Source organism: Micromonospora sp. WMMD710 (assembly GCF_029626045.1).
GTDB lineage: Bacteria > Actinomycetota > Actinomycetes > Mycobacteriales > Micromonosporaceae > Micromonospora.
This window is the reverse complement of the sequence record NZ_JARUBD010000001.1, coordinates 896,283-910,481: the sequence shown is the minus strand read 5'-3', so window position 1 is coordinate 910,481 and position 14,199 is coordinate 896,283. Positions and strand designations below refer to the sequence as shown.

The 14,199-nt window shown below is 70.4% G+C and carries 6 protein-coding genes; 3 read left to right on the top strand and 3 right to left on the bottom strand.

The window, feature by feature from the left end; genetic code table 11:
- Positions 1 to 62: 62 nt before the first annotated feature.
- Positions 63 to 2,024: an asparagine synthase (glutamine-hydrolyzing) gene (gene asnB / locus O7620_RS04290; RefSeq protein ID WP_278121935.1), complete on the bottom strand. Its 1,962-nt coding sequence runs from the start codon at positions 2,022 to 2,024 to the stop codon at positions 63 to 65.
- Positions 2,025 to 2,157: 133 nt separating this feature from the next.
- On the opposite strand from asnB, the gene O7620_RS04285 reads away from it, so the two are divergent.
- The 3 genes from O7620_RS04285 (at position 2,158) to O7620_RS04275 (ending at position 7,779) form a co-directional block, all read left to right on the top strand.
- Complete coding sequence (locus O7620_RS04285; RefSeq protein WP_278121934.1) at positions 2,158 to 3,639, top strand: aminopeptidase P family protein; 1,482 nt, start codon at positions 2,158 to 2,160, stop codon at positions 3,637 to 3,639.
- Between the two features lie 352 nt (positions 3,640 to 3,991).
- Positions 3,992 to 5,848 carry a right-handed parallel beta-helix repeat-containing protein gene (locus O7620_RS04280; protein WP_278121933.1) on the top strand — a complete coding sequence of 619 codons (1,857 nt, stop codon included), beginning with the start codon at positions 3,992 to 3,994 and terminating at the stop codon, positions 5,846 to 5,848.
- A 302-nt stretch (positions 5,849 to 6,150) separates the two neighbouring features.
- Complete coding sequence (locus O7620_RS04275) at positions 6,151 to 7,779, top strand: hypothetical protein (RefSeq protein ID WP_278121932.1); 1,629 nt, start codon at positions 6,151 to 6,153, stop codon at positions 7,777 to 7,779.
- A gap of 83 nt (positions 7,780 to 7,862) precedes the next feature.
- Here the strand turns inward: O7620_RS04275 and pulA are convergent, their stop codons facing one another.
- The gene (gene pulA / locus O7620_RS04270) at positions 7,863 to 13,364 is read right to left on the bottom strand and encodes a pullulanase-type alpha-1,6-glucosidase (protein WP_278121931.1); all 5,502 of its coding nucleotides are present in this window, start codon (positions 13,362 to 13,364) and stop codon (positions 7,863 to 7,865) included.
- A gap of 118 nt (positions 13,365 to 13,482) precedes the next feature.
- On the bottom strand, positions 13,483 to 14,172 hold the full coding sequence (locus O7620_RS04265) for a cellulose binding domain-containing protein (RefSeq protein WP_278121930.1): 690 nt from the start codon (positions 14,170 to 14,172) through the stop codon (positions 13,483 to 13,485).
- Between the last annotated feature and the right edge of the window lie 27 nt (positions 14,173 to 14,199).

Genomic DNA, 14,199 nt, shown 5'->3' with positions numbered 1-14,199 from the left:
GGTTTGCGTCGCCGGAACGGCTCCGGATGACGCAAACCTCTTGATCAACAGGGGTGTCAGTGTCAGCGGACCATGGAGCCGACCACCGGCTTCGTGAGCAGGGCGGACTGGTTGCGCTGGATGCCCGGGTCGAGGGTCTTCGCCACGAAGATGGCGTGCCAGATGCAGAAGATCAGCACCGTCCACACCTTGCGGGAGTGGTCGGCCTCCTCCCGCTTGTGCTCGTCGAGCAGCCGCAGCGCGTACGACAGGTCGAGCAGGTCACCGGCCCCCGACGTGCTCAGCACGTGCCGGGCCCACTCGTACATCTCGCCGCGCAGCCAGACCCGGGTGGGCGTCGGGAAGCCCAGCTTCTTGCGGTTCACGATGGCCGGCGGGACGACACCCTGCAGCGCCTGCCGCATCGCGTACTTCGTGGCGTCGGAGCGCGGCGGCAGCTTCAGGTCCACCGGGATCTTCGCCGCCACGTCGAACACCTCGCGGTCGAGGAACGGCACCCGCACCTCCAGCGAGTGCGACATCGAGATCCGGTCCGCCTTGACCAGGATGTCGCCGCGCAACCACGTGTAGAGGTCGACGTACTGCATCTTCGTGACGTCGTCCAGCTCGGTGCACTCGGCGTAGATCGGGGCCGTCACGTCGGTGTAGCGCACCGAGGGGTCGTAGCGACGCAGCAGGTGCTGCTTCTCCTCCTCGGTGAACATCCGCGCGTTGCCGTAGTAGCGCTCCTCGATCGGGGTGGTGCCGCGCTCCAGGAAGCTCTTGCCCTTGACCCCCTGCGGGATCGCCTTGGATACCGCGCGCAGGCCCTTCTGCACGCCACCCGGCAGGCCGTTGACGGTGCCGAGCGACAGCGGCTCCCGGTAGATCGTGTAGCCGCCGAAGAACTCGTCCGCGCCCTCACCGGAGAGCACCACCGTGACGTGCTCGGCGGCCTTCTTCGCCACGAAGTACAGCGGCACCAGCGCCGGGTCGGCCACCGGGTCGTCCAGATGCCAGACGATCTTCGGCAGCGCGTCGATCATGTCCTGCGGACCGATCTTGGTGGGGATGGTGGTGACGTCCAGGTGCCGGGCCGAATCCTGCGCGACGTCGATCTCCGAATACCCCGGTACGTCGTAGCCGACGGTGAAGGTGAGGATGTTCGGGTTGAACTCCCGGGCCAGCGCGACCACCGCCGTGGAGTCGATGCCGCTGGACAGGAACGAGCCCACCGGCACGTCGGAGCGCATGTGCATGCGCACGCTCTCCCGCAGCGTCTCCCGGATCTCGTGGTACAGCTTCTGCTCGTCGTCGACCGGCGCCGGCCGGAACACCGGCCGATACCACCGGCGTACGTCGATCCGCCCGCCCGGCGTCCAGGTCAGGTACTCCCCCGAGCCGATCCGGCTGATGCCCTTGTGCAGGGTGCCGGGCTCCGGCACGTACTGCAGGGTCAGGTAGTGGCTCAGGTTGGCCGCGTCGATACCCGCGTCACCCTGGTAGTTGCTGTGCGCGAACGGCAGCAGCGCCTTCTTCTCCGACGCCAGGTAGAGCCCGTCGGCGGTCTCCAGATAGTGCAGCGGCTTGATGCCGAAGTAGTCGCGGGCACCGAACGCGCGCCGCTCCTGCCGGTCCCAGATGACGAACGCGAACATGCCGCGCAGCCGGGTGAGCACCTGCTCACCCCAGTAGTGGTAACCGGCGACGATCACCTCACCGTCACCGGCGGTGGCGAACTGGGCGCCGAAGTCCCTGATCAACTCCTCGCGCAGCTCGATGTAGTTGTAAATCTCACCGTTGAAGGTCAGCAGGTAACGGCCGTTCGCGTAGGGCAGCGGCTCGTGGCTCGACGCGACGTCGATGATGGCGAGCCGCTTGTGGGCGAACACTCCGTCCGCGTACCGGCCGGAGGCGTCGCCGACCACCTCGACCCCTGTCTCGTCAGGGCCGCGGTGGTGCAGGCATTCCAATGCTCCGGCGATGTGGTCGCGGTGCGCGGCGGCGTTGCCGTTCGCGCTGAAGAAGGCCAGGAGTCCGCACATGGTGGTCATCTTCCCACGCGTGCCACAGGCCCGTCGCAGCCGTCCGTCGATCCGGAGCGCTCCCGGGCGGCGCCACCGCGAACCGGGCGCGCGGTACCGTCGGGACCAGCAACGAAGCGGAGGGAGCGGCGCAATGACCGAGGGACGCACCGACGGTACGCCAACGGACGGTACGGAATCGCACGATCCGGACTTCCCGGGGGCATTCCTGTCCTTCATGCGGCAGGGCTGGCGGGACACCGCCCTCCCGGTGACCCCCCGCGCCGAGGCGCCCAACTACGCCAAGCGGCGGGCCGCCCTCTCGGCGGCCTTCCCGGGCGAGACGCTGGTGATCCCCACCGGCACCGAGAAGGTCCGGGCCAACGACACCACCTACCCGTTCCGGCCGGGCAGCGACTTCGCCTACCTGACCGGCGACCACGACCCCGACAGCGTGCTGGTGCTGCGCCCGAACGGCTCGGGGCACGACGCCACGCTGTACATGCGGCCCCGGTCCTCCCACGAGACCGACGAGTTCTTCCGCAGCCGCCACGGTGAGCTGTGGGTGGGCCGGCGGCACACGCTCAGCGAGAAGTCGACCGAGCTGGGGCTGCCCACGGCCGACCTGACCGACCTGGAGGCGACGCTCGCCGACCTGGCCCCGGGCCGTACCCGGGTGCTGCGCGGCTTCGACAGCCGGGTCGACGCGGCCGTCCGGGTGTACGACGGGGTCCGCGTCGAGGGGCAGCCGGCCCGGGACCGGGAGCTGGCGATCGCCATCTCGGAGCTGAAGCTGGTCAAGGACGAGTGGGAGATCGCCCAACTCCAGGACGCGATCGACGCCACCGTACGCGGCTTCGAGGACGTCGCCCGGATCCTGCCGGCGGACCGGGCGGTCTCCGAGCGGCTGCTGGAGGGTGTCTTCGCGCTGCGCGCCCGCCACGACGGCAACGACGTCGGGTACGGCTCGATCGTCGGCGCCGGCGAGCACGCCACGATCCTGCACTGGATGCACAACCACGGCGCCACCCGCCCGGGTGACCTGCTGCTCATGGACATGGGCGTCGAAGGCCGCAACCTCTACACCGCCGACGTGACCCGGGTGCTGCCGGTCACCGGCCGGTTCACCGCGCTGCAACGCCAGGTCTACGACATCGTGTACGCCTCGCAGCAGGCCGGCATCGAGGCCATCCGGCCCGGGGTGACGTTCAAGGACGTCCACCGGACCTGCATGCGGGTCCTCGCCGAGGGTCTGTCCGAGCTGGGTCTGCTGCCCGTGAGCGTGGACGAGGCGATGGACGAGAAGTCGACCGTCTATCGGCGGTGGACGCTGCACGGCTTCGGCCACATGCTCGGCATCGACGTGCACGACTGCTCGAACGCCCGCAAGGAGATGTACCGCGACGGCACGCTGGGCGAGGGCTACGTGCTCACCGTCGAGCCGGGTCTGTACTTCCAGCCGGAGGACGAGCTGGTCCCCGCCGAACTGCGCGGCATCGGCATCCGCATCGAGGACGACGTGCTGGTCACCTCGACCGGTGCGGCGAACCTGTCGGCCGGCCTGCCGCGCACCTCCGACGAGGTGGAGACCTGGCTGGCCGAGCAGCGCGAGGCAGGCCCCCGCCTGCCCGGCTGACCTCGACGCCAGCACCGCTGGCATCCCCCGCACCGCCGGGCCGCGACGTCTCACCGTCGCGGCCCGCGCCGTCTTTCCCCGACCCCGGCCCAGCCCCACCCCGGCCGCGACGGCCGGGCGCCGCTGCGGCTTCCGTCGGTCTTTGCGCTGCTCACGCCCTTACCGCCATCCCCGACCTGTTCACCGACTCCTGCCCTAACCTGAGTTGAATGCGGGGTTTTCTCAGATAAGTCCGCATCGCGAAGATGGTTCTCATACGGTGGGGATCGGAGGCTGCAACCTATTTGTAGCTGGTCGTGGCGCCTCGCGCGGTGCGACCCCGTCTGGTAGCAGGAAAGGGCGGAAGGCTCTGATGTCCTACGACGTAACGACTACCGACGGCGGAGCCTCGACAGCTCCGCCGACACGACGACGACGAGCACTCTGGGTCGCCGGTGTGGCCGGGCTGACCGGTGTGGTCGGCCTCGCGGCCCTCGGCGGCCTGGCCGCCCGCGACGACAAGCCCAGCTCCGACCGGGTGTCCGACGCCCAACCGTCGACCAACCGGCAGAACGTCAGCGACGCCGGCGGGAACGAGGGCGGCAAGGAGAGCGACGGCAGGGGCGACGAGTGGAGCGGCGACGACTGGAGCGGCTTCGACGACCGGGGCGGCAAGGACGACAAGCGCGACGAGAAGGACCGCACCAAGCAGGTCCCCTGCGACAGCGACAAGTTGATCCAGGCGATCACGTACGCCAACAACTCCAACGGCGGAGTGCTGGAGCTGGCCAAGGGTTGCACGTACATCCTGACCCGCAGCCAGGACGGCAACGGCCTCCCGGTGATCACTCAGCCGATCACCCTCAAGGGGGAGCACACGACCATCGGTCGTGAGGCCACCGCCGACTACTTCCGCATCCTCAACGTCGGCCCGGGCGGGGACCTGGTCGTCAAGGGTCTGAGCATCAAGGGCGGCCAGACCATCGAGCAGGCGATGACCGCGGACCCGGCGGCGGTCTGGGCACCGTATGTGACGTCGGTCCGGACCACGACGGCCACGCCGGGGGTCACGCCCCCAACGCCGGCCACGGCCGCCAAGCCCGCAGCGGCGACCGCCGCCAAGCCTGCGACGGCCGCGGCCGCCAAGCCCGCCGCCAAGGCCTCGGCAGCCACGGCGACCGCCGCGAAGCCAGTCACGACTGCCAAGCCCGCAACGGCGACCGCCGCCAAGCCCGCCGCCAAGGCCACGGCTGCCAAGCCGGCCGCCAAGACCACGGCGAAGGCGGTAGCCAAGCCGGCGGCAGCCACACCGGCGAAGCCGGCGACGGCCGGGCCGGCGGCGGTCCCGCTGGTCGAGGAGCCGGGGTCCAACGACGGTGCCGGGGTGCTGGTGCAGCCCGGTGGTCGGGCGGAGATCCTGGACAGCGAGTTGCTCTACAACCAGTCCGGCGGTAACGGCGGCGGGCTGGCGAACTTTGGCAGCACCCGGCTCAGCAAGACGACGGTCGCGCACAACACCGCGTTCCTCTTCGGCGGCGGCATCTTCAACGCCGGCGTACTCCAGGTCGACGAGTCGAAGATCAAGGACAACACCGCGATCATCGGCGGTGGTGGCATCTCCAACGGCGCGGCGGAGATCTTGACCGAGGACGTCGAGGGCGGTGCGGTCTGGGTCTACAAGAGCGAGATCACCGACAACGAGACGCTTGGCTTCGGCGGCGGCGTCCTGGACGTCCAGGGCACCACGACGTTGCACCAGACGACGGTCAGTGGCAACACCGCGGTGCTCGACGGTGGTGGCGTCGCGGTGGCTGACAGCCAGCTCACCCTCAAGGACGCCACGGTGGTCAAGAACAGCGCCGCTCGCGACGGTGGCGGCGTGTTCGTGACCTCCGACAGCGTTGCGACGATCGAGAACAGCAGGATCAAGGACAACACCGCTGGCTCCTCCGGCGGTGGCCTCTTCAACGACGACAGCGTCACCACGCTGCGCGACAGCGAGGTGGTGGGCAACCGGGCCGTCGGTCCGTTCGCCCGCGGCGGCGGCATCGTCAACACCGAGGGAAGCGAGGTCACGCTGCACCGGACGAAGGTGGCGTACAACTTCTCCACCCTCGAACCGGGCGGCATCTTCAACAGCATCGGCGGCACCGTGACGCTGGACGACGAGTCCGCCGTCACTGCCAACCGCCCGACCAACTGCTTCAACGTTCGGGACTGCTTCGCCTGATCGGGGTGGGGCTGAACCACATAAAGAGGTGCGCCTCTCCGGGCCGGTCACGGCGCGGAGGGGCGTACCCATTTGGGCAGCTCAGCGGCGTGCGGCCCGGCTTGGGCGGGGGTGTGCCCGCGCGGGGCCTCCGGGCCGCCCACGGGCGAACACGAACCTAATGTGGGGTTCTTTCGGATAAGCCCGCGAGGCGAGGAACATTCTCATACGTTGGTTTTGGGAGCTACAACCGATTTGTAGCAGGGGACGCCCGCCTGAGGGCGGCGACCCTGTCTGGTACGAGGAGAGGGCAGAGAGCTCCGATGTCCAACTACCTAACGAACAACGAAGCCTCCGGGCGGGCGACGGCCAAGCGCCGCCGCAAGCTCTGGCTCGCCAGCGGCGTGGCCGGTTTGACGGGCGTGGTCAGTCTCGCGGCGGTGGGCGTCGCGGGCAGCGCCGGAGCGGTCGGCCTGAACTGGAACACCGCCCAGGTGAGCATGGATGGCGACCAGGGCGGTGACGAGGGCCGCAACTGGGACAAGGACAAAGACAGGGACAAGGACCGGGACAAGGACCACGAGCGCGGGAAGGAGGTGCCCTGCGACACCGACAAGCTGATCCAGGCGATCGTGTTCGCCAACAACAAGCACGGCGGTGTGCTGGAGCTGGCCAAGGGCTGCACCTACAACCTGACCCGCAACGACTTCGAGGGCAACGGCCTGCCGGTGATCACCGAGAACATCACCCTCAAGGGTGAGCACACGACGATCTCCCGGGAAGCCACCGCGGACTACTTCCGCATCCTGAACGTCGGCAGCGGTGGTCACCTCACCGTGAAGGGCCTGACCATCAAGGGTGGTCAGACCATCGAGCTGTTCGACGCCGTCGAGCCGGCTGCCGTCTGGTCGGCCTACTCGGACTCCGAGGCGATCGCCGCGCAGGTGAAGGCCGGTGTTCCGCTGGCTCAGGCGCTCAGCACCCGCCAGGCCAACCCGAAGGCGGGCCTGAAGGCCGCGCCGAAGGTCACGCCGAAGGCCACGCCGGGCGTCGTCACGCCGCTCGTCGAGCAGCCGGAAGACAACGACGGTGCCGGCATCCTGGTCCAGCCGGGCGGCACCGCCGAGATCGTCGAGTCCGAGGTCGTCCTCAACCAGTCCGGCGGCAACGGCGGTGGTGTGGCCAACTTCGGCACCACGAAGATCTGGCACAGCACCGTCACCCGTAACACCGCCTTCTTCTTCGGTGGTGGCGTCTTCAACGCCGGCGTGCTCAAGGTCGAGGAGTCGAAGATCAACGACAACACCGCCGTCATCGGTGGTGGCGGCATCTCCAACGGCGCCGCGGAGATCTTCACCGACGACGTCGACGGCGGGACCGTCGAGTTGAAGAAGGCCGAGATCAGCGACAACGAGACGCTGGGCTTCGGCGGCGGCCTGCTCGACATCGAGGGCAACACCACGGCGTACGAGACCAAGTTCGTCTCGAACACCGCGGTCCTCGCCGGTGGCGGCCTGGCCGCGGCGGACAGCCAGCTCAACCTGCACAACGTCACGGTCGAGAAGAACAGCACCGCCGGTGTCGGTGGTGGTGTGGCCATCGCCTTCGACAGCGCGGTCACGTTCGAGAAGAGCAGCATCAAGGACAACACCGCCGGCTTCTTCGGCGGCGGGCTCTTCAACGCCGGCAGCGTCACCACGCTGCGCGACAGCGAGGTCGTCGGGAACCGGGCCATCGGCCCGATCGGGGTCGGCGGCGGCATCTTCAACATCTTCGGCGAGGTCAACCTGTCGAAGACGAAGGTCGCCCACAACTTCTCCACCTTCGCTCCGGGCGGTGTCTTCACGTTCTTCGGCGAGGTGAACCTGGACGACAAGTCCGCGGTCACCGCGAACCGTCCGACGAACTGCCTGGCCATCCCGGGCGGGACCATCGAGAACTGCTTCGGCTGATCCCGCAGGAGTGACGGCGGTACGACGCTGACACAACGGGCCGGCCCCCTTCCGCGAGACGCGGAAGGGGGCCGGCTTGGTCGTCACTTCTGGACGAACACCGCCACACTGCGCGCCGGCACCGTGAACGTGCCCGCCGACGAGTCGAACGAGGCGGTCCGCAGCACCGGATCGGCCGAGTTCGCCAGCACCGGGTGCAGTGCCACGTCCGCACCACGCAGACCGGTCAGCGTCTGCGTCGCCGCCGCCGGGGTGCCGTTGAAGACCACCGTCAGCGACTTCCACGACCCACCCAGCCCACGGGCGTCCAGGGTCATGGTCAGCACACCCGGTGTCTCCTGCGCCCCGGACAGCGGGAACGCCACCCGCTGCTGCACCTGCTGAGCGGTGGCCAGCCCGAACACCGGTGACGACGCCCGGACGCGCAGCAGCTCGGCGTACCGGGCGTCGGTGGTGGTGATCGCCGCGCAGTCCGGCACCAGCGCCGGGTCGGCCAGCAGCGGCCGCGCGTACGGCCACTTGTCCTCGTTGTCCTGCGCGGGCGGCAGACCGGCGCCGAACCCGTTGCCCTGCTGGCAGTTCCAGCGGATCTGGTTGAACCAGTCACCGGAGTTGAACGAGTTGCGGTCCAGCGACTTCGACCGCAGCCGTTCGGTGCCGGCGGTGACGAACCCGGTGCCCTGCCCCAGCACCACCGTGCCCAACGCCAGCACCTGCATCCGTGCACGGTCGGTCGCCGAGGTGCCCTGCGGCAGCTTGTACGCCAACGCGTCGTACAGGATCTCGTTGTCGTGCGCGTCGACGTAGGTGACGGCCTCCCCCGGAGCGGCGGTGTAGCCGGCCGGCGAGCCGTTGTAGTCGACCTGCGCGCCGGTGACCTGCCGTCCGGCGGTGTCGGTGAACCGGTATCCGCGCAGGTTGCCGGTGAGCCCCACCTTGATCAGGTCGTGGGCGTGCAGCAGGCGGGCCTTCTGCTCGGCCGGTGACCCGTTGACCGCGTCGCCGTTCGGGTCGGTGTACAGCCCGGACGCGAAGCCCTGCACCCGCGGGTTGGCGTCGAACGGTCCGCCGCCGCGTACCGCGTCGCGCAGCCGGTCGTTGAAGGTGCCGATGCCGGTGCCGGCCATGTTGGCCTGGGTGGCCTGCACGAACCGGGCGTCGTTGGCGACCTCGCCGAAGTTCCAGCCCTCGCCGTACAGCATGATCGCCTTGCCGTCCACGCCGTCCCGGGCGACGGTCAGCTTGTCCAGTGCCGTGCGCACGGCCAGGATGTTCGCCTTCGGGTGGTGACCCATCAGGTCGAACCGGAAACCGTCCACCTTGTACTGCCGCGCCCAGGTGACCAGCGAGTCGACCACCAGCTTGCCCATCATGGCGTGCTCGGGTGCGGTGTTGGCGCAGCAGGTGGAGTTGGCCACCGTGCCGTCGTCGAGCAGCCGCTGGTAGTAGCCGGGCACGATCTGGTCCAGGACCGACTTGTCGTCGGTGCCGGCGGCCGACGTGTGGTTGTAGACCACGTCCATGACGACCCGCAGGCCGGCGCCGTTCACTCCGGCGACCATCCGCCGGAACTCGGTGGTCCGCGCCGCACCGGCCGGGTCGACGGCGTAGCCGCCCTCGGGCACGGTGTAGTGCAGCGGGTCGTACCCCCAGTTGTAGCCGTCGGTCTCGGCGACCGCCGCGACGCACGCCTGCTGCTCGGCGGAGTCCGGCGGGAGCGCCGCCAGGTCGCAGGCCGGCTGGCGCTGGTCGGCCCGCTTCTCGGGGATGGTGGCGAAGTCGAACGCCGGCAGCAGGTGCAGGTGGGTGACACCGGCGTCGCCGAGCGCCCGCAGGTGGGTCATGCCGGCGCTCTTCGGGTCGCTGAACGCGAGGAACGTTCCCCGCCGCTCGGCCGGCACGCTGTCGTCGGCGATGGAGAAGTCGCGCACCGACAGCTCGGAGACCTGCGCCTTCGCCGCCGGCACCGCGGCCGGCTTGCGCAGCGTCCGCCACCCGGCCGGGGCCAGCGCCGGGTCGTTCAGATCGACCAGCTGGCTGTGCGTGGAGTCCGCGGCGAGAGCCACCGAGTACGGGTCGGTCACCGAGGCGGTCACCACCTTCTGCGCCGCCGGCTGCCACGCCTGCACCTGGTAGCGGTAGTACTTCCCGATCCAGGTGTGGTTGCCGCGCACCGACCAGACGCCGGTGCGGTCGTCGCGGCGCATCGGCACCGTACTCGGCGCGGCGGCAGGCGAGTCGAACACCTGCAGCGCCACCGTCCGGGCGGTCGGCGCCCACAGCGCGAGGCTCGGCGTACGACCGGCGAACGTCGGCCCGAGCGTCGCGTCGGTGGCCCGCGAGTAGACGTCGTCGAGCACGCCGGGGATCTGCACGCCGGTCGCGGCGAGCAGGGCGCCCTCGGCGTCGCGTTCGGTGACGAGCACCTGCCCACGCAGGGCCGCCGGGACCTTCGCCAGGTCGCCGCGGTCCAGCGTGAAGCTGCGGTACGACCACAGATGCGGGAACGCGGTGCGCTGGGCCTCGGTGAGCCCGTTGCGCTGCGCCCGCAACGGCAGACTGGTGTACGTCCCGGTCAGCTCCCCGTCGACGACGCTGACGCCGCCGGTCGGGGCGGCGACCAGCGCGTACACCCGGCCGTCGGTCGGGCCGGTCTGCCACGCGACGGTGGACCGGTCGATCCAGTGCGCCTTCTGCCGGCTGATGTCGGTCTCCCCGCCCGCGCTGGTCGCGGTCGACGGCAGCAGGCGGCCCGGGGTGGCGGCGAGCAGCCACACCTCCCGGCCCACGCTGGCGACGTCGAGCCGCTGGTCGTCGGGCAGGTCCTTGGTGTCGCCCTGGTGGATGATGTAGTTCAGCCCGGTGGCCCCGGCCGCCAACGGCACCCGGAACACCGCGCCGAACGCGTCGACGGACGTCGGCCGCAGCGGGGCGGACCACTCGGTCGGGTTGGCCGCGCCGTCCCACAGGTGCAGGCCCCAGCCGTCGTAGTTGCCGTCGGCCCGCCGGTAGTGGATCACCGCGGTGCCCTCCTCGACCGGCGGGGCCGGCTCACCGGCGGCCGCCTGCCTGCTCGGGTAGATCGCCGGGTCGCCCTGCTTGAGCCAGATCTCGCCGGTCTGGGTGACGTCGATGCTGCGGTCGGAGGCGACGTCCTTCGTGCCAGCCTTGTCGACCACCAGGAAGCCCACCGACTTCGCGCCCGGCTTGAGCTTCACCCACGCGAACCGGCCGTACGAGTCCTCCCCGGTGAACGGCTGCCCCTTCGGCCACTCGGTGACGTACGCCGGGTCGATGTCACCCCAGGCGTACAACCCCCAGTCGTCGTACCCGCCGGCGGGGCGCTGGTAGTGCACCACCGCCCACTCGCGGGATCCGCCCTGCTCGGGCGTGCCCACGACGGCGGTGGACCGGGCCGTCGCGGTGCGGCCCCGGCCGTCGCGGACCACCGCCTTGTACTCGATCCGGGTGCCGCCGGCCAGGCCGGTGAGGTCGTGCTGCACGGTGTACGGCGCGCGGTCGGCGCTGCCCAGCAGCGTCCACCTCCCGCCGGCGACCCGGGCGGCGACGGTGACGGTCGCGAGGGGGTCGCCGGTGACCTGGGCGGTGACGGCCGCCCGGGTGGCGACCGGCGCGTCCGGAGCCGGAGTGGTGAGGGTGACGCTCGGCCTGCCGGCCGCCTGCGCGATGGGGGTGCCGGCCCGGTACACCGCCGCCGACAGCGGCGCGACGGTGAGGGTCAGCGTGCCGTCGCCGCCGGCTGACACAGTGCCCGAGCCGCCGTAGATGCCGGTGAAGGTGGCGCCGGCCGACCAGGTGTCCACGGTGACAGTCTGCGCGGTGTCGGCGTTGTTCACCGCCACCACGTACTCGGTGCGGTCGGCGGGAGCGATCCGGGAGGCGGCGAAGACACCCGGGCCGTCGGCGGCGTACCGGGTCACCTGCACGCCGTCGCGCAGCGCCGGGTGCGCCTGGCGCAGCCGACCCAGCTCGGCGATGGTCCGGTACAGCGGGTGGGCCGTGTCGAACTGGTCGCTGGCGTGGGTGCGCTCGGTGCCGAGCAGGTCGTCGTCGAGGTAGTCGGGGACCGACGATGCGAACATGTCCTGCCGGGCGTCCTTGTCCCCGCCGGGGCCGGTGAAGCCCTGCTCGTCGCCGGAGTAGACCACCGGCTGGCCACGGGTGAGGAACATCAGCTGGTGGGCGAGCTGGTCGCGGCGCAGATGGCTGCCCGGGTCGGTGCCGCCACCGGCGATGAACGAACCGATCCGCCCCATGTCGTGGTTGCCGAGGAAGGTGGTCAGCCGGCCGGCGTCGGTGTCCCGCGCGGCGTACAGGTCGTCGCGGGCGTGCACCTCGGCGAGTGCCTTCGCCGAACCGGCGCCGGCGGTGAAGCCCCGCGCGGCCTCCTGGAAGGCGAAGTCGAGGGTGGCCGGCAGGCCACCCTGCCGGACGTAGCTGGAGCTGATCTCCGGGTCGGCGCTGTACACCTCGCCGAACATGAAGAAGTCCTTCTTGCCGGCCCTCTCGGCGGCCCGCTCGATGCCCGCGCTGAACTGCGGCCAGAAGTCCATGTTGACGTGCTTGACGGTGTCCAGCCGGAACCCGTCGACCCCGGTCGCGCCGATCCAGTCCCCGTACGCCTTGGTCAGCCCCCGCACCACCTCGGGACGCTCGGTCCACAGGTCGTCGAGACCGAAGAAGTCGCCGTACTCGCTGTTCTCGCCGACGAAGGTGGAGTCGCCCCGGTTGTGGTACATGGTGGCGTCGTTGAGCCAGGCCGGCACCTTCACGGTCGCGTCCTGCGGCTCGGCGAACGTCGGCGTGTACGGGAAGGACGTCTGGTCGACCGGCGGGAACGCGCGGCTGCCGTCGGCGTAGTTGCGGTCCTCGAAGGCCCGCCCCCGCGCGTCGGCGTACGGCGAGGTCGCCTTGTCGACGTACGCGTAGGAGTCCTCGGCGTACGTGATGACGTCGGCCGTGTGGTTGACGATCACGTCGAGGTAGATCTTGATGCCGCGCTGGTGGGCGAGCGTGACCAGCCGCTTCATCTCCTCGTTCGTGCCGAAGTGCGGGTCCACCTGCGTGAAGTCGGTGATCCAGTAGCCGTGGTAGCCGGCCGAGATGTCGGTGCCGGCACCCTGCACCGGCCGGTTCTTGAAGATCGGGGCCAGCCAGATGGCGGTGGTGCCCAGGCCCTGGATGTAGTCGAGCTTGTCGATGACGCCCTTGAGGTCGCCGCCGTGGTAGAAGCCCTTGTCGGTCGGGTCGAGCCCGGTGCGCAGGCGGTCGCCGGCAAGGCCACCGGAGTCGTTGCGGCGGTCGCCGTTGGCGAACCGGTCCGGCAGGACGAAGTAGAACTGCTCGGCGCGTGCGGACGTGTCGCCCGCCTTCAACAGCGCGTCGGCGGCCGGTTCGACACCCCACTGGGCGGCACCGGCGGCGGCGAGGGAGTCGACGCCGGACGGACGGGAGTCGTCGGTGGCGCCGAGCTGGCGCACGGCGACCGGGGCGCCGACGAGGGTGACGGTGAGCAGGGAGACGAGAGCCAGCAGGGCGGTGCGCGGTATCGGCGGGGGTTTCATCGACGCCTTCCTCTGGTGGATTGGCCGCACGCTAACCCTTGCCGAAACATTCTGCAATACCTTGCAAACATGGTCGCAACAAAGCAGCATCCTTGCAGAGGCACCGCGACCGTCCAGGTCAGAACCCGCTACAGCGCACCCCGTCGACCGTGCATCCCCGCGGCGTCGTGGACGCCCTCTCCAGGTGGAACCGCAACGGCGCCGACCCGCCGGGCGGGACGTCAACCCCACTGGCGTACGTGAAACCCCCGTCGAACTGCCGCAGCGTCCCCTGTGGCGCGCCCTCCACCCAGGCCGTCACCAACCGCCCACCGGAGAACTCCAACCGCACCGTCCACCCCCGAGGCCCACCGGACGCGTTGACGACCAGCACCTCACCGATGAACCCACCGTCGAAGCTCTGCACCACCCGGTACCGACCAGTGACCGCCGGCGGCCCCGCCGGAACCCGGGTGGGCGTGCGCGTCGCCGTCACCGTCGGGCCGGCCATCGGTGTCGGCGACACGGCCGGACCGCTCGGCGGCAGACCACTCGCACGCGGGGACAACCCCGGCACCAACGGTGCAGCCGACGAACCCGCCGACGTCGGCGTCGGATCACCCGACGGGTCCGGCGGCACCTGCGGCAACGGCAACGCCGGCGGAGGCGACCCCGCGTCCGGTGCCGGGCTGCGCCCCCGGTACGCGCCCAGGGCGACGATGAGCAGCACCACCATCACGACGACACCGGCCAGCACCACAACCCACGGCGACGACGCGATGGCGACCGGGCCATGAGACGGTCGCAGGGCACGACGCATGCCGGACATGTACCTCCCTCAGCGGGCCGTCCGGGC